Source organism: Pseudomonas cuatrocienegasensis, from assembly GCF_900110925.1.
GTDB lineage: Bacteria > Pseudomonadota > Gammaproteobacteria > Pseudomonadales > Pseudomonadaceae > Aquipseudomonas > Aquipseudomonas cuatrocienegasensis.
Genome location: NZ_FOFP01000004.1, coordinates 85,223 through 106,691, shown reverse-complemented (window position 1 = coordinate 106,691; position 21,469 = coordinate 85,223). Strand labels below are relative to the sequence as shown.

At 59.9% G+C, this 21,469-nt stretch carries 20 protein-coding genes; 6 read left to right on the top strand and 14 right to left on the bottom strand.

Annotated features, from left to right (window positions below):
• Window positions 1-172: 172 nt before the first annotated feature.
• Window positions 173-1,297, top strand: coding sequence for an alkene reductase (locus tag BMW49_RS07425; protein ID WP_069517746.1), 1,125 nt, complete (start codon window positions 173-175; stop codon window positions 1,295-1,297).
• A gap of 71 nt (window positions 1,298-1,368) precedes the next feature.
• Here BMW49_RS07425 and BMW49_RS07420 read toward each other — a convergent pair whose 3' ends face one another.
• Both BMW49_RS07420 and BMW49_RS07415 read right to left on the bottom strand, forming a co-directional pair.
• Window positions 1,369-2,544 carry a cyanate transporter gene (locus BMW49_RS07420; RefSeq protein WP_069517748.1) on the bottom strand — a complete coding sequence of 392 codons (1,176 nt, stop codon included), beginning with the start codon at window positions 2,542-2,544 and terminating at the stop codon, window positions 1,369-1,371.
• Complete coding sequence (locus BMW49_RS07415) at window positions 2,541-3,443, bottom strand: DMT family transporter (RefSeq protein ID WP_069517750.1); 903 nt, start codon at window positions 3,441-3,443, stop codon at window positions 2,541-2,543. The genes BMW49_RS07420 and BMW49_RS07415 overlap by 4 nt, the downstream gene beginning before the upstream one ends.
• 84 nt (window positions 3,444-3,527) lie before the next feature.
• Between BMW49_RS07415 and BMW49_RS07410 the strand changes: the two genes are divergently transcribed.
• Window positions 3,528-4,013: a MarR family winged helix-turn-helix transcriptional regulator gene (locus BMW49_RS07410; protein ID WP_069517752.1), complete on the top strand. Its 486-nt coding sequence runs from the start codon at window positions 3,528-3,530 to the stop codon at window positions 4,011-4,013.
• A gap of 171 nt (window positions 4,014-4,184) precedes the next feature.
• On the opposite strand, the gene BMW49_RS07405 is transcribed toward BMW49_RS07410, so the two are convergent.
• The 9 genes from BMW49_RS07405 to BMW49_RS07370 all read right to left on the bottom strand — a co-directional run bounded on the left by BMW49_RS07405 (window position 4,185) and on the right by BMW49_RS07370 (window position 11,251).
• Window positions 4,185-5,480 carry a PQQ-dependent sugar dehydrogenase gene (locus tag BMW49_RS07405; protein WP_069517754.1) on the bottom strand — a complete coding sequence of 432 codons (1,296 nt, stop codon included), beginning with the start codon at window positions 5,478-5,480 and terminating at the stop codon, window positions 4,185-4,187.
• Entirely contained in the window at window positions 5,477-5,905 is a 429-nt protein-coding gene (locus BMW49_RS07400; protein ID WP_069517756.1) for a DUF2231 domain-containing protein, read from the bottom strand. The genes BMW49_RS07405 and BMW49_RS07400 overlap by 4 nt, the downstream gene beginning before the upstream one ends.
• Window positions 5,906-6,532: 627 nt before the next feature.
• Window positions 6,533-6,763, bottom strand: coding sequence for a DUF6429 family protein (locus tag BMW49_RS07395; protein ID WP_069517759.1), 231 nt, complete (start codon window positions 6,761-6,763; stop codon window positions 6,533-6,535).
• 575 nt (window positions 6,764-7,338) lie between these two features.
• Window positions 7,339-7,686 (bottom strand): hypothetical protein, encoded by a 348-nt coding sequence (locus BMW49_RS24475; RefSeq protein WP_139133806.1) that lies wholly within the window; start codon window positions 7,684-7,686, stop codon window positions 7,339-7,341.
• A gap of 79 nt (window positions 7,687-7,765) precedes the next feature.
• Window positions 7,766-8,143 (bottom strand): ribonuclease E inhibitor RraB, encoded by a 378-nt coding sequence (locus BMW49_RS07390; RefSeq protein ID WP_069517761.1) that lies wholly within the window; start codon window positions 8,141-8,143, stop codon window positions 7,766-7,768.
• 81 nt (window positions 8,144-8,224) lie between these two features.
• Window positions 8,225-8,566 carry an immunity protein Imm33 domain-containing protein gene (locus BMW49_RS07385; RefSeq protein WP_244168317.1) on the bottom strand — a complete coding sequence of 114 codons (342 nt, stop codon included), beginning with the start codon at window positions 8,564-8,566 and terminating at the stop codon, window positions 8,225-8,227.
• An 87-nt stretch (window positions 8,567-8,653) separates the two neighbouring features.
• Window positions 8,654-9,349 (bottom strand): AbiV family abortive infection protein, encoded by a 696-nt coding sequence (locus BMW49_RS07380; protein ID WP_069517765.1) that lies wholly within the window; start codon window positions 9,347-9,349, stop codon window positions 8,654-8,656.
• A 259-nt stretch (window positions 9,350-9,608) separates the two neighbouring features.
• On the bottom strand, window positions 9,609-10,823 hold the full coding sequence (gene sbcD / locus BMW49_RS07375) for an exonuclease subunit SbcD (RefSeq protein WP_069517796.1): 1,215 nt from the start codon (window positions 10,821-10,823) through the stop codon (window positions 9,609-9,611).
• 8 nt (window positions 10,824-10,831) lie between these two features.
• Complete coding sequence (locus tag BMW49_RS07370) at window positions 10,832-11,251, bottom strand: Lrp/AsnC family transcriptional regulator (RefSeq protein WP_069517767.1); 420 nt, start codon at window positions 11,249-11,251, stop codon at window positions 10,832-10,834.
• A gap of 268 nt (window positions 11,252-11,519) precedes the next feature.
• On the opposite strand from BMW49_RS07370, the gene yjeH reads away from it, so the two are divergent.
• Window positions 11,520-12,788, top strand: a complete 1,269-nt coding sequence (gene yjeH / locus BMW49_RS07365; protein WP_069517769.1) for an L-methionine/branched-chain amino acid transporter — start codon at window positions 11,520-11,522, stop codon at window positions 12,786-12,788.
• 52 nt (window positions 12,789-12,840) lie between these two features.
• On the opposite strand, the gene mep72 is transcribed toward yjeH, so the two are convergent.
• Both mep72 and bamI read right to left on the bottom strand, forming a co-directional pair.
• Window positions 12,841-14,679, bottom strand: coding sequence for a biofilm-associated metzincin protease Mep72 (gene mep72 / locus BMW49_RS07360; RefSeq protein ID WP_069517771.1), 1,839 nt, complete (start codon window positions 14,677-14,679; stop codon window positions 12,841-12,843).
• Window positions 14,680-14,699: 20 nt separating this feature from the next.
• The gene (gene bamI / locus BMW49_RS07355; protein WP_139133807.1) at window positions 14,700-15,380 is read right to left on the bottom strand and encodes a biofilm-associated metzincin protease inhibitor BamI; all 681 of its coding nucleotides are present in this window, start codon (window positions 15,378-15,380) and stop codon (window positions 14,700-14,702) included.
• Window positions 15,381-16,130: 750 nt separating this feature from the next.
• On the opposite strand from bamI, the gene BMW49_RS07345 reads away from it, so the two are divergent.
• Together BMW49_RS07345 and yejK are read left to right on the top strand one after the other, a co-directional pair.
• The gene (locus BMW49_RS07345) at window positions 16,131-16,838 is read left to right on the top strand and encodes an HAD-IA family hydrolase (protein WP_069517775.1); all 708 of its coding nucleotides are present in this window, start codon (window positions 16,131-16,133) and stop codon (window positions 16,836-16,838) included.
• 458 nt (window positions 16,839-17,296) lie between these two features.
• Window positions 17,297-18,304, top strand: coding sequence for a nucleoid-associated protein YejK (gene yejK / locus BMW49_RS07335; RefSeq protein WP_069517777.1), 1,008 nt, complete (start codon window positions 17,297-17,299; stop codon window positions 18,302-18,304).
• Window positions 18,305-18,521: 217 nt separating this feature from the next.
• Here the strand turns inward: yejK and qhpR are convergent, their stop codons facing one another.
• The gene (gene qhpR, locus BMW49_RS07330) at window positions 18,522-19,619 is read right to left on the bottom strand and encodes an AraC-like transcriptional regulator QhpR (protein ID WP_069517779.1); all 1,098 of its coding nucleotides are present in this window, start codon (window positions 19,617-19,619) and stop codon (window positions 18,522-18,524) included.
• A 329-nt stretch (window positions 19,620-19,948) separates the two neighbouring features.
• On the opposite strand from qhpR, the gene exaC reads away from it, so the two are divergent.
• Window positions 19,949-21,469, top strand: coding sequence for an acetaldehyde dehydrogenase ExaC (exaC, locus tag BMW49_RS07325; protein ID WP_090390890.1), 1,521 nt, complete (start codon window positions 19,949-19,951; stop codon window positions 21,467-21,469).

Genomic DNA, 21,469 nt, shown 5'->3' with positions numbered 1-21,469 from the left:
GTGCACACAGCCGGTAGCCTGGGTTGAGCTCCGCGATACCCGGGTATGGATGCCCCAGGTGTCGCTTCGCTCGACCCAGGCTACGCGGTGAGGCACAGCTTTAATTTTTACCCAACAAATAGTCGACCGGTCTAATTTAACCTTCAAACATTTACCCACACAGGCAGTCCCCATGGAAAATAGCAGCTTCTTCACCCCCGTCACCCTCGGCCGCCATACGCTCAAGAACCGAATCATGCTGCCCCCGCTCACCCGCCAGCGCAGCAGCCAGCCCGGCAACGTGGCCAACGAGCTGATGGCCGAGTACTACCAGCAGCGCGCTGGCGCCGGCTTGCTGGTAACCGAGGGCACGCAAATCGAGCCGCGCGGCCAGGGTTATGCCTGGACACCGGGCATCCATACGGCCGAGCAGATTGCCGGCTGGCGCAAGGTGACCGAGGCCGTGCACGCCAAGGACGGGGTGATCTTCGCCCAGCTCTGGCACGTGGGCCGTGTGTCCCACACCGCGCTGCAACCCGACGGCGCTGCACCGGTTTCGGCCTCGGCGATTGCCACCGACCGCGTCAGCGTATTTATCGAAACCGGACCAGGCACCGGCGAGCTGGTGCCGCCCTCCGCACCTCGCGCCTTGAGCACCGCCGAGGTTGAGGAGCTGGTGCAGCTATATATCCAGGCCGCGCGCAATGCCATGGAGGCGGGCTTCGACGGTGTCGAACTGCATTGCGCCAACGGCTACTTGGTCAACCAGTTTATCTCCGCGCACAGCAACCACCGCGACGACCAGTACGGCGGCTCGTTGCACAACCGCCTGCGTTTTCTGCGCGAGATCGTCGCCGGCGTGGCCGAGTGCATCGGCAAAGAAAAAGTCGGTGTGCGTTTCGCCCCGCTGTTCACCAGCACCGATGAAGCGCGCACCTACCTGGGCCTGGTCGAAGAAGACCCGCACGCCACCTATATCGAAGCGATCAAGGTGCTGGAGAATGCCGGCATCGCCTACCTGTCCATCGCCGAAGCCGACTGGGACAACGCACCGCCCATGCCCGAAGCCTTCCGCCGTGATGTGCGTGCCACCTTTAGCGGGGCAATCATCTATGCCGGGCGCTACACCGCGCAAAGCGGCGCGCAACTGCTGGACTCTGGCATGGCCGACCTGGTTGCCTTTGGTCGCCCGTTTATCGCCAACCCGGACCTGCCGGCGCGCATCGCCAATGACTGGCCGCTGAACCCACTGAACCCCGCCACCATGTATGGCGGCAATGCTGAAGGCTACGTGGATTACCCGCTGTATAGCGCGTAAGCCCCAGTAACCTAGCCACCCTGCCCCACACTGCCAACAGCAGCGCGGGGCAACTTCTACGGCGCACGCCCTTAGCTAAGCGCAGCCCGGTGCAGATGAAAATGCCCACTGCCCGGTTTGAAGCGCACCGCCATCACCATCAGCCCCAGCGTCACCACGGCCATGGCCAACCAACTCAGGCGCAGGTCATCGGCGTACAGCCGCAACAGGCCGGCAAGCAAGGGCGCGCAGGCGGCGATCAGGTAACCGCCGCCCTGCACGAAGGCCAGCAAATCACCGGTCTGCCGTGGGTCGTCGAGGTGATCCTGGGCGACCACCAGTGACAGCGGGAACAACGCCCCGATACCCACGCCCAGCAACAAGCAGCTCAGCCCAGCTAACGCCAGAGGTGCCCACAGCAGACACAGCAGGCCCGCCAGCAAGGCGCTGAGTACCACCGCCAGCAATACCCGCCGATCGGTAAAACGCGGCAACAGGCTGGAGACCAGCAACCCGGCGACAACCTCGCACAGGGTCAGGGCCGCCAGCAGCAGACCGCTGGCCTGAGCGCTCCAGCCCAGGGCCGTGTAGTACGGCGGCAGCCAGGCCAGCACCAGGGTGTAGCCCCCGGTACCCAGGCCGAAAAACGTTATCAACAACCAGGCACGCGGTGAACGCCACAGGTTCAGTCTGCTGCCCGCAGCCTGCGGCGGTACGAGGTCGATCGGCGCGGTGCGCCACCACAAACCGGCGGCAGCGAATGCCGGCCATGCCCACACAGACAGCGCCAGCGGCCAGCTCAGCCAGGCCGCAAACCAGGGCGTGAGGGCCGCACTCAGGGCCGCGCCGGCCATGATTGCGCAACTGTAAAAACCGATCAGGCGACCACTGTCAGCTGCATAGCGCGCCTTGATCAGCCCCGGCAACAACGCCTGGACAAAGGCAATGCCGGCGCCAGCCAGCAAAGCGCTGGCGATCAGCGACAGGCTATCGGGCATCAGCCCGCGCCAACCACAGGCCAGGGCAATCAGCAGCAGGCCGCAGAAGATCCCGGCCCGCTCGCCCAGACGCCGGCTCAACTGGCCGCCCGCCAGTGCCCCCAGGCCCATGACCACCACCGGCAGGCTGGTCAGTAAACTGGCGCCGAGATGACCAAGGCCGCTGTCGGCCTGGATACGGTCAAGCAGCGGGCCGATGGCCGCCAGGACCGGACGCAAGTTCAGACCCAGCAGCACAATCGCCAGCAGCAACAGCGTCTCGCGCTTCATGGTCGCGACTCCTGGGCGCCACGCCAGGCCACCAGCAGCACCCCGCCGACAATGCACAGCGCGGCCAACAGCATCCACAGGCTGCCGCGCTCATCCAGCAAGGTGATGGCTATGGCGGCGCCAAGAATCGCCGCCACCGAGCCGATCTGGCTGAGAAATACCGCCCCGGCCAGCTTCTGCAGGACGAAGTACAGGGCGTAAAGGATGGCGAACAGCGCCGTCTGCAGCAGCAACAGGGTCAAGGCCCACGCACTGCCGAAGGTCGGCCGCAGCTCCATGCCGAACAACCCCAGTGGCACAATCAACAAGGCGCCGCCGAGCAGCATGCCCGGCGCCAGTGACAGCGGGCTGGCACCCGGCGGCCAGCAGAGCGAACGGTAGATATTGCCCACAGCGAGGAACAGCGGCACGCACAAGGTGATCAGCACCCAGGCCAACGGGCTGTCGCCGCTGTGCAGTTTATCCAGGGCCAGCAGCAGGCTGCCGCCCAGGCCGATGCAGATGCCCAGCAGGCGCACGCGGCTCATCGCCTCCATGCGTAAGGCCAGCGCCAGCAGGTAGGTGATCAGCGGCGGGAAAGCCAAACACATCGACGCGAAGCCGGCGCCGACATGGGGAATGGCGCTGAACAACAGCGCATTGGGCAACGCGATGCTCAGCAGACCCGAGGCCAGGTAGTAACGCTGCAAACGCGGCGCCAGCCCCGGCATATTGTCACGCAGGCGGGTCAGCAACAGAAGCAGCAGGCTGGCACCGAGCAGACTCCACAACAGGAAGGCCAGCGGCGACCAGCCGGCGCCGACGGCCAGCTTCACCAGGTTGCTGGTCAGCCCCATCAGCGCACCGATAATCAGCAAGAGCGTTAACGCCAACACCGGGCGGCGGTTTAATGAGGGCATGGGCTGTCTCCATACTGGGGATACGTTACGATGGCGACATTCTTTTGGAAAAGTATCTTGATAGCAAGATAAATTGAGGGCGATATGCAAGACCGCGCAACACTGGCCGCACAACAGTGGCAACAGCACCGTCCCGACCTGGACGGGTTCGCCATGGCGGTGATTGGCCGCCTGAGTGAACTGACACAGGTCCTCAGCCGTGATCACCTGTTGCCGTTCTTCACCGCGCATGGCCTGCAGGCAGGCGAATTCGACCTGCTCGCCACCCTGCGCCGCGCAGGCGAACCCTACGCCCTGATGCCCACGGCGTTGTACGAGAGCGCGATGATTTCATCCGGCGGCATGACCAGCCGCATCGACCGCCTGGAAAAGGTCGGCCTGATCGAACGTCGCAAACACCCCAGCGACCGCCGCGGCGTATTGGTCGCCCTGACGCCTGCCGGCTTCGAGCTGATCGACGGCATGCTCGCCGCCCACGTCGCCAACCTGCAGCGCGTCCTCGGCGGCCTCAGCGCAGCCGAGCAACACCAGTTGCACGCGCTGGCTGGCAAGTTGCTCGCAGGCTTGTAAGGGTGGAGCCGTAGGGTGCGGCGTGCGCACCGCCGCTGGCTGAACACGCGGCGCACCCTACTCGGCGATTCGTGCCGCTCGTCCCTATGCAACATCCAAGGGACATAGCCCATAACAAGCCGTGAAGGCATGCGTAGCGACACCTTCGCGCAATCGTCCACCTAAGATGGCTTACTGCGTGCGCACCACCCGCCACACCGTGTTGGACAAATCGTCCGCCACGATCAGCGCACCACGCGGGTCGACCGTCACCCCCACCGGGCGGCCACGGGTCTTGCCGTCGGCAGAGCGAAAGCCAGTGACGAAGTCCACCGGCGGGCCGGAGGGACGGCCATTGCTGAACGGCACGAAGCTGACCTTGTAACCCACCGGATTCTTGCGGTTCCAGCTGCCGTGCTCACCGACGAATACGCCCTCGGCGAACTGCTCGCCCATGGCCGCCGTGGAGAAGTCCAGGCCAAGCGCCGCGACATGGGCGCCCAGGCTGTAGTCCGGCTTGATCGCCGCGGCGACCTTCTCCGGGTTTTGCGGTTTCACTCGGGTGTCGACGTTCTGCCCCCAGTAACTGTAGGGCCAGCCATAGAAGCCCCCCTCCTGCACCGAGGTCAGGTAATCGGGCACCAGGTCCTCGCCCAGCTCGTCTCGCTCGTTGACAACCGTCCACAACTGACCGCTGCCGGGCTGAATCGCCAGCGCTGTAGGGTTGCGCAACCCCGTGGCATAGGGCTTATGGGCGCCGGTTTCGGCATCGATTTGCCAGACCAGGGCACGGTCGACCTCGGCCTCCATGCCGCGCTCGGTGATGTTGCTGTTGGAGCCGATGCCGACATACAGGTAGCGCCCGTCCGGGCTGACGGTCAGCGCCTTGGTCCAGTGGTGGTTGATCTCTGACGGCAGGTCGGTGACCTTGGTCGGCTCGCCGCTGGCCTCGGTCTGGCCCTCGGTGTAATCAAAGCGCACCAGCGCATCCTGATTGGCCACGTACAACTTTCCATCGGCCAGGGCCAGGCCGTAGGGCGCGTTGAGGTTGTCGGCGAACACGGTTTTCAGCTCGTAGGTGCCGTCGCCGTCGGCATCGCGCAACAGGGTCAGACGATTGCCGCTGTCGACCGAGGTATTGCCCTGGGCCTTGATATACCCGGCAATCACATCCTTGGGCTTGAGCTTCGCCGCATTACCGCCGCGCCCTTCCGCCACCAGGATGTCGCCATTGGGCAGGACCAACGTCTGCCGCGGGATCTGCAAGTCGGTGGCAATCGCGGTGATGGTGAAATTCTCCGGCACGGTCGGCAGCTCATCGCCCCAGTCCGCCGGCTCGGCGATCTTCATGCTGGGCAACAGGCCACGCTCAGGTTCAGGCAATTTGGGGTCAGCACCCAACAGTTGGGCGCGATCAGGCTCGTCGCCGCCACAACCACTCAACAGCACTGCCAGGCTCAGGGCAGTCAATGCGCTAACAGACTTCATACTTCACCTCCATTGCGCAGGTTGCTCAGGCCAAGGCCGGTCGCCACCACCGCCAGCACGGCAACCACCACCGACAGCGCAAGGCCAACCGGCATCACCGCCCAGGCGTCCTTGGCATGCTCCAGAGCATTAAGAAAACCCAACGCCCAAGTCGCCAACAGCAACAAAAAGTAGGTCAGCGGCCGGCCGCGTTTCTGCCCGGCGCGCAGCAGATTGACCAACGCAAACAACAGCGCCAAACCACAAAACACCAGCCCACCGGCAATCAGCCAGGAGGCAAAGTTACTCCACTGAATCTGGTAGGTGCGAAAGTAGGCAAAGTCGCTCAATAGCGCGCCAAGAAACAGCGGCACCGTACCGGCCAGTAACACCGCGTGTAGTGGATTGGGGGTACTGCGGTAGTGATAGTGCGTAGTGGCAGTCATGACAACTCCTGATCGCTGGGCGCCCCTGGCCGCTGCGCGCGCACCATGCGCGCCGCTTCGCCAGGCTCGCGCTGACGGGTCATAGGAGGGGATTGCCGGAGGTGACCGATAGTTCAGGTTAATGCGCAGCGGCAAAGATGAGGGCGCGTAGATGACCAGAGAGCCCACCAAACGTTGACCAACCTGTAGGAGCGAATTCATTCGCGATAACTCACGACACCACCCGCCCTCCAGCTCAGCAACCCATCGCGTTCACAAACGCCACACCGCATACGACCGGCCTCAGAGCCGGTCACGCAGCACGGTTCAAAACCAAGGGGTTATTCGGGCAAAGCATCAAGCCCGCCTGACGTCGGGAGTAGTCAGAGAGGTGTGATGGTTTTCATGTGGTTGTGGTGAGCAGCAGCACTGTCGGAACAGGCGAGTCCTGCAGCGGAATAAGGTCGATAACAATCATGATCTGCGTGATCGATTGAACGCTTGGCCCCCGCTGCGCGAACTACAGAATGGCCAGGGCCAAGCGCCCATCACAGGCCGGATATACGCATGCAACCGCGCTGACGACAGGTGCAGAAGAAAAGCTTTGCTCACTACTTGTGGGGAGAGTCCATATACAATTGTTAGAGGCTACTCTTGTGCTGAGAAGTGCTTTTTAGCAAGCTCTTTAGCCAGTTGCAAACCTTCTTCTGTTAAGTAAACAGACTCAGATTTGCCTTTGGGGTCAGTGATATAGCCTTTTTCAAATAGTTCGTCCATGACGCTGAATTCAATTCTCTTCCATACCCTGCCGTTCTCAAACTCAAACACTCCAAGCAGTGCTAGAACAACTTCTGAAATTTTCTGGTCTTCGTATTTCATGGTTGTTGGCCTCGATGTATGTGAGTAGCCTCTAACGTTTTCTTAAGGGGGCGGGCTTTAGCCCGTCCCAGTGAGCGAAGCGAACGGCTTGAATCACTAGTTAGGGATCGTTCGCTTAAGCCCAAAGTAAAAACCTAGCATTACTGCCGCTGCAACCGAAATGAACGGAAGTAGATAGATAAGGTTAGATAGCATGCTTGCTGGTGCTTCTGGTGCGTAATTTACTACTTCTGTTGTTGAAAATATTAGCGCGCATGTAAAGAATGCAATTGATATTGCTTTTATGGTAGCGTTTGCTGGGTATGCCTTCGCTGTGAATAGAGAGACAGCTAGCGCGGGAGCGCCCCAGACAATTAGGCTAAACCCTAGTGATGAGGCCATATTGATGTAATCTCTCAAGCTTGGAAGAAATAGCACAGTAAGTAAGTTGTTGAGTAAAAATACAGTTATCGATGCGATGATCGAGTATGTGAGTGTTCGGATTGTACCCATGGGCTCCCTAACGTTTGGTTAAGGGGCGGGCTTTAGCCCGCCCCAGTGAGCGAAGCGAACGGTTTGAACCAATTGTTATGCATTTACACACGGTTTATGCCTTTATTTTTGGTCATGTAAATGATTGTGCAAGTGGCAGCTGCTAGGAATAAATAAGGTTCTATTAGTGACGAGAAATTTAGAATTTGCTGGTTGAATTCTGTTGGATTGCACTGGCCATTAGGGCATTGCATTGGAATGAACGCCATTATTGAGAATTTTGTGAGTTTTATAATGGCGCAGAGCATGAATAGCGCGAATGATAAAAAGGCAATAGCTGAGCGTTGCCTGATTGCAAATATCAACGATGCAATACCAAGCAAAGAAAATCCTGCTGCAAGGATTAACAGCTCAGGTGCAAGCATTGTCATTGTGGTGGTGTATTCATTCATATGCATAACGTTTGGTTAAGGGGCGGGCTTTAGCCCGTCCCAGTGAGCGAAGCGAACGATTTGAACCAATTGTTAGGGTTTACTGCTCAGGGTTAGTGCCCCAGCCATCAAACTCGCAGTCATGTTTGAAGCCCAAAGAGCACATGTAAGCTGTCCATTCATTGATTTTATCGCTCGTTGCTTGGACTGGAGTGCTCCAGCCTGTAATGAGATAAATTCCGGGGGCGTCTTCGAGTTGGCGGAATTCTGATGTATAGCCAAGGCTTACTAGAGGTTCGGAAAGTGATAAAGCCTTATTCTGTTCATTGGTGTAATAGAAATATTCGAGTTTCAGGCTTTGCGAGCTAGATACTCCATACTCATATAGCTGTTCGAGCGTCTGCGGTGACATGGAAAGCTGCAATTCCAAATTTTCTTTGTGTTGCTGATCAGAGATAAAGGTACTTGTGCTGGTCATGGTTTCCGTTTTCCCTAACGTTTGGTTAAGGGGCGGGTTTAGCCCGTCCCAGCGAGCGGAGCGAGCGATTTGAACCAGTTGTTATGCATTGAGCAACTCGGAGTCAAACCATACGTCTTCAAAATTATTGCCGTCGATAAGAAAGCGGTAGCCGGCAGGTAGATCAAGGTAGCCTGCCACCTCTGGAAGATAGCTGTCGATGTGCTCTATATGCAACGGAGAAAAGAAATCGTCAGCGTCAGGCAGCTCGGTGCCACACCAGATGTACCAGCCGTTAGTACCATTTTCTGGTTTATGCCTTAGCCCGTTAATGGGTAACTGCCCTATGGTACTTAATGCGATTCCAAGTTTTGACCCGCTCTCTGGTTTCTGAGGGGTAACATTCTTCCATTCGCAGATGTTCTGTTCCTTCAGGATTTTCACGGTGTTACTCCGAAGGTGCATAACGTTTGGTTAAGGGGCGGGCTTTAGCCCGTCCCAGCGAGCGAAGCGAGTGATTTGAACCACTTGTTAGATTTTTGGGAATGCTACGCCGTTTTCAATAAAATTTTTCATTGAATTGACCCCGCCTTCTTTGAGCCCAGCATCCTGCATTGCTGCATACCATGTGATCAAGGCCTTTTTCATGGCATTGAAGTCGTTTTTCGAAGCTTTGCCGACATGTTCAATCCATAACTCAATTTCTTTTGTAGTAACTTCCCTCTTGCCTGCAAGGAGTTTTGCTGTTTGAACAAGTGATTTGGAGAGCTCTTCGTTGACGACAATACTAGGTATTGACCAGTTTTTATTCCCTAGGCAATCCGTATAAAAACCTAATTGCTTTAGCTGATCAAGGATGAAGGGATGCTCTGCTCCTTCATCGAAGAGAGGGCGAAGGTCTTCTAGTTTCCTTGCCCCTTTTATTGCAAGCTCAGGAAGTAACCACTGGGCATTCTTGCTGGTATGAGAGCGATAGTTTTTCCAACTTGCTTTGATTTCTTCTGCGGTACTGGCCGTTGAGAGTTGGCGTAGGATTGAAACCTTTCCGGACTCCTCAATCGATAGGGCTGCGAGCGATGCCGCAGTTGGAAAGCTTCCTGTCTCCAGCAGCTTCTGAGCATCGTTAGCTAAACGCATGGCGTTTGCGTTGGCTGCGTTCATGCCGGCTGCAATTTCTGATGCAGATAATTTGCCTTTATACGAATCAAGTTTCTTCTGGGTTGGCATAAAAATCTAACTATAAATAGACACCAACTGGTGTATAACTCCCCGAACGGGCGTGGTGTATAACATTCCTGCCCTCCCTCACTACCTCTGTCTAGGCCGCAGGTTACAGGCCATCTGTGGGGTGTTTGGCATGTTATACACCAACCCGACAGCATGCTGGCAACTGGCAATTACACCGTAGCCTGGATTAGCCATAGGCGTAATCCGGGTTCCGCGGGCGGTTTACTGGGATGAATCAGGCTGCGTACTTCGCCTCAGCCTAAATCCTGTCCAACCCCTCCAGCACTTCCCGATAAAGCCCTTGCAAGCGCTGAGTGTCGGCATCGTCCAGCTGTTCGAGTTGCAGGCGGCGGGTGAAGACGTCTTCGGCGGTCAGTTCATCCAGGGTTTCGCGGGCGCTGCTGGCGAGGTTGGCGGCGCTGGTGCCGCGCTCTCGGCGGATGCGCAGCACTTCAACGGGCAGCCCTTCGCAGAGCGTGTTGATATGGCTTTGCAGGTCGTTGAGGTAGTCGTCGGTGCTGACCTGGATTTCCAGCCACACGGGCCGTTCAGGTGTGCCCAGGCTGGCTTGGGTGGCGATGCTCGCGGCCAGCTCCTTGAGCGAGCCGCGCAGGCTGGCCAGGGGTTGAAAGCAGGGCACGGCCAGCGGTGTGACGGACTGCAGCGTGCTGGCGGCAAACTCCAGCAGCAGCACTTCTTTTTGCTGTTTGGCCTCGTCGAAGCTCAGGGCGATGGGTGAGCCGCTGTAGCGGATGTGCTCCAGCCCCGCGACTTTCTGCGGCCGGTGGATATGCCCCAGGGCGATGTAGGCAGCTGGCGGAAAGGCATTGGTGGGGAAGGCTTCGAGGCTGCCGACGTAGATTTCCCGTACCGAGTCGCTGGCACTGGCGCCGACGGTGGTCAGATGCCCCGTGGCGATAATCGGCAGCTCGGCGCCCAACTCGGCGCGTTTGGCGACCGCCAGGGCATACAAATTCTGGTAGTGCTTCTGAATAGCCTGCTGCAAAGACAGCTGCTTATCCTGGGCGCTCTGCCCGGCCTGGCTGAGCAACACATCGCGCGGACGAATAAAGGGGATGCCGCAAAGAATCGCCCCCGGCGCGCCATCACGCGTATGCAGCACCAGCAGTTGCTCCTCAAGCTGCTCACACACACCGGGAATCACGCGGGTGCCGAGCTGCGCCAGCAGCGTTTTGCTTTCACCGAGCATGGCCACCGAATCATGGTTGCCACCCAGCACCACCAGTGCACAGCCGCTGGCGCGCAGCTCGACGATAAAGCGGTTGTACTGCTCACGGGCATAACTGGGCGGCGCGCCGGTGTCGAAAATATCACCGGCGATCAGCACGGCATCGATCGCCTGCTCGCGCACCTGCTCGATCAGCCAGGTACAAAAGGCTTGGTGCTCGGCCTGGCGAGTCTTGCCCATAAAGTGCTGGCCGAGGTGCCAGTCGGAGGTGTGCAGAATGCGTATGGGCTGAGTCAAAACTGCCAATCCTTGACCACCATATGGGTCTTCACCTTCTGCATGCCGGGGAAGTTCTCGATCTCACCGCGCACTTCGCTGAAACGCAGCATTGATGGCGCTTCGATATACACCAGCATGTCAGTCTCGCCGCTGATTCCGCTGCAACGGCGTACTTCCGGGAATACCTGCATTAACTCGACGTAGTGCTCGCAACGCCCACCGCTATAGAACAGCTCCAGATAGACCTTGATCGCCGCTTCGCCCGGCATTGCGACGTGAGCATGATAGCCACTGATCACACCAGCCTCTTCCAGCTGACGAATCCGTTCACTGACCGCCGAACGCGACAGATTAACCTCGCGCGCAATCTGGCTGACAGGTAAGCGCGCATCGGCACGCAACAGGGCGAGTATCTGCTGATCAAACTTGTCCACGGGGCTTTCTCGACAATAAGGATCTGCTCAGAGGCTAGCTAGCGATAAACGGTGGCAAAGAAGCCGAGGAAGCGCAGTTTACGTGTTGTAAATGAGCATTCCGAGGCAGTTTTCAACGCCGTTTAGCCGAAGCGCTGCAGCCTGCGAGTAGATCCGAGGTAATTCGACGGCTAATACCGTCACTTTGCTGGGTAACGCCGACGCTTCAACAGCAGTGCTTTACAGGGCTGCGCCTTACCATAGTCGGCAAATCACCAGAGCATACAACATGAGTCGTCTGAACCAGGAACTGGGCCTGCTGCAAGGGATTGGCCTGCTGAGTACCTCACTGCTTGGCACCGGAATTTTCGTCATCCCAGCACTAGCAGCAACTGCAGCGGGCGAGGCTTCGTTATGGGCCTGGATGTTACTGATCACCCTGGTACTGCCGGTGGCGTTTACCTTTGCCCAACTGGGCCGCCACTTCCCCCATGCCGGTGGCGCACCGCACCTGATTGGCCGTGCCTTTGGCTCACGTATGGAGCGCATCAGTGCATGGCTATTCCTCGCCGTGCTGCCGGTGGGTTTGCCGGCAGCGCTGAGTATCGCCAGCGGCTTCTGGCAGGCGCTGTTCACCCTCAGCCACGGACAAGCTCTGATTATTCAACTGGCCACCCTGGCGGCGATCCTGTTACTTGGCCAACGCCCGGCCAAGGCTTCTGGCTTGATCCAGGGCGCTATCGCCGTGGCGATTATCGGCACCATCGCGCTGATCTGGTGGTTTGGCGATCTACCCAGCAGCAAACAGCCGTTATTGCCCACAATCAGCGGCTCCTGGCACCTGCTGCCGGCGGCGCTGGGGGTGATGTTCTGGTGCTTTGTCGGCATCGAGGCCTTTACCCATATGGGCGAAGAATTCAAACACCCGAAACGTGATTTTCCCCTCGCCCTGCTGCTCGGCGTGTTGCTCGCTGGGCTGGTGTATTGGGCCTGTTCGCTGGCGGTGTTGAGCTTTCATGCCTACGGCGATGTGCAGACCGATGCCGCGTCCCTGCCGCGTATGCTCGACCAACTGTTCGGCGCCAAGGCCCTTTGGCTCAGTGCGCTGATCGGCTACTTGGCCTGCTTTGCTTCGATGAATGTCTATTTACAGGGCTTTGCGAGGTTGATCTGGAGCCTGGCCGATGAAGGCAAATTGCCGCGCCCGCTGGCCCAGCGCAACCATCACGGTGTGCCGGCTCGCGCCTTGTTGCTGGTCGTGATTATCTGCGCCCTGTGCGCTAGCTTGGCAGCGGTGATGCAACTGTCGGTGGACCAACTCATCCGTTACGCCAATGGCAACTTTGTGCTGATTTATCTGTTCAGCATGGCCGCTGGTTGGGTGCTGTTAAAAGGGATGTGGCGGTGGGTGGCGGCGTTTAGCGCGCTGCTCTGTGCCCTGGTGATGATCGCCCTGGGTAACGACGCCTGGTACGCCGTGGGCCTGCTGCTGGCCTTGGCGGCGCTGGACTATATTCGCAGCCGTCGCGCGCAGACTTCACCCTATTCGGCGCATTAACCGAAGGCAAAAAACCTGGCGCCCCAACCACGGGCACCAGGTTTTTTTTCGGCTAGAGCCGGTTAAGTTTGATGTTATCCAGGTACAGCGATTGGTCTGGGCGAGTACCAAGCAGCAGCAGTTCCATGCGTCGATAAGTACCGGTCGGCACCTGGAAGCTCTGCTGCAACTTGCTCCAAACGCCGCCCTTGGTATTCACCATACCTAGTGACAGCGTACGCGCATTGCCGGACGTGTCTTCAAGGTAGAGGTAGGCATACGACAGCGCAGCGACGCTGGCAGTACGGCTTACCATCACGTCAGCGCTAAAGCGATACGACAAGCCTGGCTGCACCTTGCCGGCTAGCAACAGGCTAGCGCCAGTGCCATTGGCCTTACGCGCGTAAACCTCCAGCGACTTACCGGTCTTCGCCAGCGCGGTGAGCCGATTGCTGCCGTAGAAGCCGCTCCATTCCCCGATCGCGCTGTCGAACGTCCAACTGAATGCCGCTGGCGTAACCGGCGTGATCGCGGTGGTGGGCGTCACTTCGCTGAGCTGGACTTCATCCAGTAGCACACCCAAACGGTTGATGCTTAATAGGCCCAGGTAGGTGTTACGGATGACGCTGGGTGGCGGCTGGTAGATAAAGGTCATGTCGATGGGCGTGAACTCGCTGCTGGTCACCGACTTGATCACGCCGTTGGCGTTGCTGTAGCTGATACCGGCGTTTCCCTCATGGACCATGCCCAGGTACAGGTTGCCGCGCACGTTGGTGCCCTTGAGCATGACCTTGGCTTTCAAGCGGTAGGTGGCGCCAACATTGAGCGCGCCGACAGAGGTGGCGAGCATATCGTCGCGGCCAGCCGGCAGGGCGAATTGCAACGCGTCATCACGGCAGTTTTTGCCGACGTTCAGTTGGCTCAGCTTGGCCACATTAAGCAGGGTTTTCCATCCATCCAAGGTGCGGAACTCACCATTAGCTACCAGGCTTTTGAGTGCAGGTTTATCGCACCAAGCCGTAACCGGCGGCTTTACGGGCGGGGTTGGTGTGGTTGGTTTAGTGGGCGTGGTCGGTTTACTGGTGGGGTTGACCGTTTCGGGCACTTTAGTCGGACGCAGTGCGGCGATCTGTGCGGCCATGTCGTTTAGCGCACGAGCGGCGTCAGCAGAGCTGGCACGGCCACACGCCTGGTTGGCACAGGTACTGTCGACCAGGGCTGGGCTGGAAAACAACGGCGCCTGCACCGACGCATTAAACACCTGGGGGTAGGCCATGATGGTCGCGAAACGACCCTGCACACCGTAGCCGCGGCCCCATTCATAGGTACCTTGGTGAATGCCGCGGGCCAGGTAGGTGTAGTAACCCTCGGTTTGGTCCTGCTCGTACGAGTGACGCAGCCCCAGATTGTGACCGATCTCGTGAGCCATGGTGCTCAGGCTGCAATCCACGCCGGTGATGCCGTAGGCACTGGCCCAGGCGCCATTCAGGAACGTACCGCCGTTCTTCGGCCCGGAGAGCACGTAGCCAATGCCGCACACACCATAGCCCTGGCCCACTTGGGTACGGCTGATCAGTTGCACCACGTCGGCGCCGTAGGTTTCACGCAGTTGCTGTACCCGTGGGTCGGCGGCGAACGCAGACAAATCTTTGCCGGATATGGTCGGGTAGCTGGCCCAGCTCAGCAGTTGCCGGTTGACCAAACGCAGACGCAGATTGACGTTGCTCTTTTTGAACGCGTTGTTGGCAAATTCGATGTAGCTGGCGATGCGCGCGTCAATGTCACGCCCATTAGGCAGGGCTTGCGCCTCTTTGGTGTAGAGCACCAGCAGATCGACGGTGCGCGGTTCGGTGGCAGCTTGAGTCAACGGGGCCAGCAAGAGCATGGCCAGGCAGACGAATAGTTTTTGCATGGTTTCTAATCCTGTAGCGCTCAGCCGCGGGTTGGCGGTGGCAGCGGCTGCAACGGCGTGGATTCAGGTGTAACAAGGGCGTCCGGGGTGGCACGCATCAGCAGCTCGTTCTGGTCGGTCATCAGCGTGCTGCCGGTGGCGTTGTCCACCACAAACGACAGGGTCTTATCGCGGGTCGCCAGGGTGATATGGGTCTCCAATTGCCCGCGCACGACGATCAGCGAGTCTTCCGGCTGCCCCCCTTGCACCGACCCGATCCAAACTGCGGCACCGGTGTTGTGGGTCTCGTCCAACGTGGCGCGTAGCGGTTTTTTACGACCAGGCACGGCCAGTTGCAGGGTCTTGCCGACGGCCAGAGAGCCCAGGGCGGAAACCGGCATATGGGTGCGGTACAGGGTCATTTCGTCTTGCTGCTCGGGCACCAGCGAACGGCTGTCCCAAAGCTCAATCACGTCGTCAGCCGGTGCAGCTGCTTGTACCGTTACGTCTTTGCGTGGCGTGCTCGCGACCATACCCGCTGCGGCAACCAACGGTTTGGAGGGCAGCAAACCAGTGGCCGGCGCTGGAGCAGCCAGGGCTGGAGGTAACGGACCAGAAGGAAGAACAGCGACGTTGGCCGGTGAAGGCTCGTGCAGTAAAAATGCAAGCGTGGCACCTGAGGCAAGCAGGGCTACCGCTACATAGAGCAGGGTTCGGGGCATAGGCCACCTTCCTACGTTCAACCCGCTACAGCCGGGTTAGAGCGAAACCACGGAAGAGCATCCCTGACAGACCGCGGAACAGATTAAACCGTCATGGGGCAACGGTCGGTTGTTATTCGTTTTATTGACGCCAGAATATTGATATCACAATGCCTTCATTGCCCATAAAGACGAATTCGCTATAGGGAAACCCTGAAAAACGCGTTCCAGAAGCTTATAAAGCTGTCTGACGCTTCGTTTCCGCTCTAAATCGGGTGCCGAGTACAACCCCGCACGACGCAGGTGCACAGGGGCAACAGGCGAAAAAGGCGCCGGACGGTTAATCTTTAAGCACTCAGAGCACGGCCAAGGAACTGCACCGCGAAGAACCCTGCGCGGCCTAAAGATCAGGTTGTTGACCGACCTGAGGATCGTGTCCGTAGTAGCCGCCTTGATCGCTGCCCTCTTCTACTTTGTCGCCCCACCACCGCCCATGCATGCCCGCTTGGCCACCGGCAGCGCTGGTAGTGGCTCCACTTGTTCAAGCAACCTGGCACAGAAGGCCTGATGTTCGGCCTGGCGCGTCTTACCCATAAAGTGCTGGCCCAGGTGCCAATCGGAAGTGTGGAGAATGCGCATACGGGGGGGGCACTCGTCGGTTCAGGCGCCGACCTTGTTTTGTCCGCCGCTGGCAGGCAAACCCGCGCGCGGTAGCCTGCCCGCTCATTTAGCTGCGTTAGACTGCCGATGAAATTCTGCCCAGGAGGTGCAATGCCCAGCCCAGCCAACGCCCATATCGACCTGTTGATCAGTGACTGCGACGGCGTGTTGATCGACAGCGAAATCATCGCCGAACGTGTGCTGCATGAGGCGCTGATCCTGCGCTTTCCCAAGGATGAGGTGCTGCAGGTGCTGGCCGGCACCTTCGGCTTGCAGGGGCGCGATATTCTCGCGCGGGTTGAGCGGCACTTTGACGTGCAGTTGCCCGAGGCCTTTCGCGCCGAGTTGCAGGCGCGTACCGAGGCGCTGTTGCGTGACGAGGTGGCGGTGATCCCCGGCGCGCGGGAGGCACTGATGGCCATCGAGCTGCCTCTGGCGGTGGCGTCCAACAGTCATCTTGCGGCGGTGGAGCGCGCGTTGCGCCGCTGCGCGCTGACGGAGCGGGTCAACCGAGGGCTATTCACCGCCGAGCAGGTGGCGCGGCCCAAACCGGCGCCGGATGTGTATCTGCTGGCAGCGCAAAGCGCGGGCGTCGAGCCTGCGCGCTGCCTGGTGATCGAGGACAGCACCACGGGCGCCACGGCAGCGCTGACCGCAGGCATGCGTGTGTTGGGCTTTCTCGGTGCCAGCCATATTCCGCCCGAGCATGGCGAGGTGCTGCGACAGCTTGGCGTTGAGCAGGTGTTCGATGACATGCGTGCGCTACCTGAGCTGGTCGCCCGCCTGTGCAACACACCGCCGCCCTACCGTCAGGGTTAACAGGCCGTTGATAAACGACCTGCCAAGTGCCTCGCGTTGTGCGTTCTATTCGCCCCATCGCAGCCATTAGGATGCCTGCATGCCCCGCGTACTCATATGAGTGCCAGCCTGGCGACCGGCACCCAGAGCAGCGCCTACTGCCAGTTTGCCGAGAGGCTGAAAGACGAGCTGGCCAAGATCGACGTGCCGCTGTCCTAATCCAACGAGTGGTACGAGCTGCACATGCACCTGCGCTATGTGATCGAACGGCTGCGCACGCTGCAGCAACGGCGACAGTAAAAACTCATCGCGGCTAAAGCCTCTCCCACGGGTATCACGAACGCCCGTGGGAGGGGCTTTAGCCGCGACCTGCTTCATGATCTCCAGCGCTTTTCACGGATAGATCCACGCCCAGCCCCGGAATCCATCACCCGCTTCGGGTAAACTGCGCCCCTGTTTGACTTGCCCCCGAGACCGCCATGCCGATCCGCCACTGCATCGTCCACCTGATCGACAAGAAGCCCGACGGCACGCCTGCCGTGCTGCACGCCCGTGATACCGAACTGGCGGCGTCGCAGGCCATCGAGAACATGCTTGCCGACCTCAACGAGAGCTATAACGCCAAGCAGGGCAAGGCCTGGGGGTTTTTCCATGAGGAATCCGGGGCGTACCCGTTTAGTGGCTGGTTGAAGCACTACCTGGACGAAGGTCAGGACTTCGCCACCTTTAGCCGTAAGGCCGTGGAGCAGCTGCAGAAGCTGATGGAAGAATCCAACCTGTCCACCGGCGGCCATGTGCTGTTCGCCCATTACCAGCAAGGCATGACCGATTACCTGGCCATCGCCCTGCTGCACCATAGCGACGGCGTGGCGGTGAACGATGCGCTGGACGTGACTCCGGCCAAGCACCTGGACCTCGGCCAGCTGCACCTGGCCGCACGGATCAACATCTCCGAGTGGCGCAACAACGCCACCTCCAAGCAGTACATCTCCTTTATCAAAGGCAAGAATGGCAAGAAGGTCTCGGAGTACTTCCGCGACTTTATCGGCTGCCAGGAAGGCGTCGACGGCCCGGGCGAAACCCGCACCCTGCTCAAGGCGTTCAGCGATTTCGTGGAGAGCGAGGACCTGCCGGAGGAGTCGGCCCGCGAGAAGACCAAGACCCTGGTCGATTACGCCAGCAGCCAGGCAAAAATGGGCGAACCCATGGGCCTGGAAGAACTTTCAGGGCTGATAGACGAAGAACGCCCACGGGCCTTCTACGAGCATATCCGCAACAAGGATTACGGCCTGTCGCCGGAAATCCCCGCGGATAAGCGCACCCTCAACCAGTTCCGCCGCTTCACCGGCCGCGCCGAGGGTCTGTCGATCAGCTTCGAGGCACACCTGCTGGGCTCGAAGGTCGAATACGACGAGGCGTCAGACACCCTGACCATTCGCAACCTGCCAACCCAGCTGACCGATCAGCTCAAACGCCGCAAGGACTGAGTACGCCAAGGGCTTTGATCGTCCCCACGTCGAACCGCCCCCGTGGGCATGCAGCCAGAGACGCTCCGCGTCTCGCTACAACGGACGCAGAGCGTAAGGCTAGGTCGCGTAGGAGGGGCTTTAGCCGCGATGCTTTCAGCGCTTTCAAGATTTATCGCGAATAAAGACTAGGCGCCCCCTTCGCTCCTACTCAAGCGGCATCGCCGCCGTAAGCGCCTCAGTGCGTGCGCTGCGGACGGCCCACGCCATCGCTGTCATGTCGCCACTGTCGGGGGCTGACGCCGAACCAGCGGCGAAAGGCGCGCGAGAAGGCGCTGACTTCTGAATAGCCGAGCAACGGCGCCAGGTTGGAAATGGGCAGCTGGTGCTGGCGCAGATAATGGGTTGCCAGCTCGCAGCGCAACTTGTCCACCACTGTGGAGAAGTTCAGTCCCTCCTCGCGCAGCCTGCGCTGTAGGGACCAGCTGCTCATGCCCAGTTGCTCGGCGGCCTGTTCCAGCACCGGCTCGCCCAGCAGCAGTTGCTGGCGAATCTGCTCACGCACCTCATCGACCACGCCACGCTCGCCGCGACCGCTCAGGCTGCTGAGCTGGCTGAGGGAGTCCTGCATGACCAGCAGCAACACCGGATCGCTCTGCGGCATGGCGCGATTCAGGCCGCGTTTGGGGATCACCAGCGAGTTGAACGGTTGCTCGAAATACACCGGTGCATCGAAGAGTTTGCAGTGGTCCTGCCAGTGCTCCGGGCGCGGGGGCTCGAAGTGCACGGCGCGCGGCGCCCATTGGTGGCCCAGTACATGACGGACCAGATTAAGCACCATGCCCAGGGTCAACTCGGCGTCCTGACGGCGGCAGAGGATGGCGCCATGGCGCACCTGATAATCGAAGCGGTAGCACTCGCCCTCGTCCACCAGGCGAATCAGGCTGTTGCGCTGATGCAGGGGAAAGGCCCGCGCGAAGTTGATCAGCGCCTGCTCGACGGTCGCTGAGCACAGCCCGATATAACCGAGCAGGCCCAACGCCTGGGGCTTGAACTGCTGCCCGTAATACAGGCCGAAATTGTCGCAGCCGGACTGGCGCGACGCTTCCTCAAGCACCTGGCAATAATTGGGCAGCGCCAGGCTCAGGGTTGGGTGGCGCAGCGATTCCGGGTCGATACCGGACACCCCGAGAACACGGTCCGGGTCACCGCCATGCTTTTCAATAAAACTGCACAGGCCACTGGCCGCGGCGGCCAACACACCGGTATTGGATTGCCCGCCGGCCAGGGATGACAGACCGCCCGAGGCATTGGGCGGTGCGATAACGAAGCTCATGGGTGCCCCCTTCGTAACAATCCATGACACGAAGCAAGAAGCACGCCGCCCTATCTTGCGCCATAAGCAGGCCCATGCACCGCCTTGGCCCGCGATGCCCGTTTTGTGAGAGCCCTAAAACGAGTCATTCGGAAACACTCGCACCGAAACAGCGCGCTATTCGACCCATCGCCGCGCGGCGATAGCCAGGTGCGAAATTTGACTTTGCAGGACAGCCCACCTCGCCCAGCGTCAAGTCGGCCAGATGAATTCGGCTCATGCTTCGGCTGAGTCCCGTGCCTATACCGGCTCACCCTACAACTACAAAAACTGTCGCTGGGAGAATTCGTATGATCTATGCCAAACCAGGTACCGCAGGCGCTGTCGTCACCCTCAAGCCGCGCTATGGCAACTACATCAACGGTGAGTTCGTCGCCCCAGTGGGTGGCCAGTACTTCACCAACACCAGCCCGGTGGATGCCTCGGTGATCGGCGAATTCCCGCGTTCCGATGCCGCGGATATCGACCTCGCCCTCGACGCCGCCCACGCGGCCGCCGATGCCTGGGGCAAGACCAGCGTGCAGAACCGCGCCATGGTGCTGCTGAAAATCGCCGACCGTATCGAAGCCAACCTCGAACTGCTGGCCGTGGCCGAAACCTGGGACAACGGCAAGGCCGTGCGCGAAACCCTCAACGCCGACGTGCCCCTGGCCGCTGACCACTTCCGTTACTACGCCGGCTGCATCCGCGCCCAGGAAGGCAGCGCCGCCGAGATCGACGAACACACCGCCGCCTATCACTTCCACGAGCCGTTGGGTGTGGTCGGGCAGATCATCCCGTGGAACTTCCCACTGCTGATGGCCGCCTGGAAACTCGCCCCAGCCCTGGCCGCCGGCAACTGCATCGTGCTCAAGCCCGCCGAGCAGACCCCGCTGTCGATCACCGTGCTGATGGAGCTGATTGGCGACTTGCTGCCGCCGGGCGTGCTCAACGTGGTGCAAGGCTACGGCCGCGAAGCCGGTGAGGCCCTGGCCACCAGCAAGCGCATTGCCAAGATTGCCTTTACCGGCTCCACCCCGGTGGGCTCGCACATTCTCAAGTGCGCTGCCGAGAACATCATTCCGTCGACCGTGGAGCTGGGCGGCAAATCGCCGAACATCTTCTTCGAAGACATCATGAACGCCGAGCCGGAGTTTATCGAAAAAGCCGCCGAAGGCCTGGTGCTGGCGTTCTTCAACCAGGGCGAGGTGTGCACCTGCCCGTCGCGGGCGCTGGTGCAGGAGTCGATCTACGACGCCTTCATGGTCGAGGTGATGAAGAAGATCAAGGTGATCAAGCGCGGCAACCCGCTGGACACCGAAACCATGGTCGGCGCCCAGGCCTCCGAGCAGCAGTACGACAAGATCCTCAGCTACCTGGAAATCGCCCAGCAGGAAGGCGCCGAGCTGCTCACCGGCGGCGCGGCCGAGCGCCTGCAAGGCGACCTGGCCAGCGGTTATTACATCCAGCCGACCCTGCTCAAGGGCAACAACAAGATGCGCGTGTTCCAGGAAGAGATCTTTGGCCCGGTGGTCGGCATCACCACCTTCAAGGACGAAGCCGAAGCCCTGGCGATTGCCAACGACACCGAGTTCGGCCTCGGCGCCGGCCTGTGGACCCGCGACATCAACCGCGCCTACCGCATGGGCCGGGCGATCAAGGCCGGTCGCGTGTGGACCAACTGTTACCACCTGTACCCGGCGCACGCTGCCTTTGGCGGCTACAAAAAGTCCGGGGTCGGGCGTGAGACCCACAAGATGATGCTCGACCACTATCAGCAGACCAAGAATCTGCTGATCAGCTACGACATCAACCCGCTGGGCTTCTTCTGA